1 protein-coding gene is annotated in these 1293 nt (G+C 69.5%); it reads right to left on the reverse strand.

The window, feature by feature from the left end; genetic code table 11:
* Positions 1–70 precede the first annotated feature (70 nt).
* The coding region (locus HMPREF3115_RS02495; RefSeq protein WP_256275973.1) for a cytochrome-c peroxidase at positions 71–1293 on the reverse strand (1223 nt) is incomplete at its 5' end.

Genomic DNA, 1293 nt, shown 5'->3' on the forward strand with positions numbered 1-1293 from the left:
CGGCCGGTGACCCGGCATGCGCCGCGCGCGTCAGCGACCGAGGATAGCATGCGTGCGTGTGCGTGCCCGTCTAGCGGCGGGCCTGAGTCGCCGCAGGTTGATATCCGTCGGTCAGCGTGTTCAGAAACGCGATCACGTCCTTGATCTCGGCCTCGTCGAGCGCGGGCCGGTCGCCCGGCTTGCGGTCGAACGGCGGCTCGCGGTTGATGTTCGTCCAGTAGCGCTTCGGCAGATCGTCGTAGCGCTGCACGCGGCCGTGCACGACCGGATAGAACTTCTCCGGATGGATGTCGCGCTCCGCGTAGAAATGCATCACGTCCTCGAGCGAGTGATACACGCCGTTGTGGAAGAAGGTCTTGCGCAGCGCGACGTTGCGCAGCGACGGCGTGCGGAACAGCCCGCAGAATTCGTCGCGGCCCTTCAGGTCGGTCCGCTCGGGCCCGCATGCGCCGAGGTCGTAAAAGCGCGGATCGCGATTGACCGGCAGCGTGCGATTGCGCGGCACCGCGATCGCGATCAGGCCGAAATCGCTGAACTGCGGCGGCGTGCCGTCCAGCGCGCGCTGACTCACGTGGCAGCTCGCGCAGTTGCCCTTCTTCTCGTCGTTGAAGAGCTGCAGTCCGTGCAGTTCGGCGGGCGTGAGCTGCGCGCGGCCCGCGAGGTACGCGTCGTACTTGCTCGTGTACGGCGCGAACAGCGACGGCGTCTGCTCGAACGTGCCGAGCGCGCGCAGCACGGCGTCGAACGTCGCGCGTTCGTCGTCGAGCACGTTCGCGCCGAACACGGCGCGAAACGCGTCCGCGTACGGCGCCGCGCGTACCGCGCGCGCGACCTTCGCGGGCGAACTGTTCATCTCGAACGGCGACGTGAGCGGAATGCGCGCCTGCGCGGCGCCCGTGTCGACGCGGCCGTCCCACGTGAGGCCGCCGGTCGGGCCGGCATCGACGCTCTCGTCGCCTTCGTCGTCCGAATCGTGGAAGTGCTCCGCGAACGGCGGCACGCCCTGCAGATACTTCAGCGACGGCACCGCGCGAAACCCGGCACGCCGCATGTCGTCGCCGCCGAGCTGCACCGACAGCGCGTTCGGCGGCCCGAACGCATGCTCGGGGCTGTGGCACGACGCGCACGCGAGCTTGCCGGAACCTGACAGCGTAGGGTCGAAGAAAAGTTGCTTGCCGAGCGCGGTCATCCGGCGCACGCCTTCGTAAACTTGCGCACGCGTCTGCGGACGGTTCGTCGCGACGAGCGGCGCACCGTCGCCGGCGGCGGCCGACGCCGGTGCGGCCGCGCCCT

The organism is Burkholderia sp. HMSC10F09 (assembly GCF_001806955.1).
Lineage (GTDB): Bacteria > Pseudomonadota > Gammaproteobacteria > Burkholderiales > Burkholderiaceae > Burkholderia > Burkholderia multivorans.